The sequence below is a fragment of the Rhizobacter sp. P1_G5 genome (genome assembly GCF_056405435.1).
In genome coordinates this window covers 1-515 of sequence record NZ_JBFUCB010001223.1, presented here as the reverse complement: position 1 = coordinate 515, position 515 = coordinate 1, and the positions used below count along the sequence as shown (strand labels likewise).

Annotated in this window: 1 protein-coding gene and 1 pseudogene; both read left to right on the top strand. The window is 69.1% G+C overall.

The features are described from left to right. Positions 1-221 (top strand): annotated as a pseudogene (locus AC1D12_RS35090) (Fe-S protein assembly chaperone HscA); the annotation flags it as partial. A 5-nt stretch (positions 222-226) separates the two neighbouring features. After that, positions 227-515, top strand: a 289-nt coding sequence (fdx, locus tag AC1D12_RS35085; RefSeq protein ID WP_477845642.1) for an ISC system 2Fe-2S type ferredoxin, incomplete at its 3' end; no start/stop codon positions are given.

The window sequence follows — 515 nt, the reverse complement described above, 5'->3', positions numbered from 1 at the left end:
GTTCCGCGCTCGAGGCCGACGGTGACCTGCTGGGCGCCGACGAGCAGGCCGCGATCACCCACTTGCTCGCGGCGCTCGAAGCCAGCCGCGATTCCGAAGATCACCACCAGATCGACGCCGCCGTCGAGGCGCTGGCCAAGGGCACCGAAGCCTTTGCGGCCGAGCGCATGAACCGCGGCATCCGGCAGGCGCTGGCCGGCCGACGCGTCGAGGAAGTCTGAGCCCCATGCCTGTCATCAAGATCCTGCCCCATCCCGAGTACTGCCCCACCGGCACGCAGATCACCGCCACGCCGGGCACCTCGGTCTGCGAGGCCCTGCTGGAGAACGGCATCGAGATCGAGCACGCCTGCGAACTGAGCTGCGCGTGCACGACCTGCCACGTGGTGGTGCGCGAGGGCTTCTCGTCGCTCGGCGAGATGGATGAATCCGAGGAAGACCTGCTGGACCGGGCCTGGGGGCTGGAGCCGCAATCGCGGCTGTCGTGCCAGGCGATCCTGTCGCAGACCGACGTGA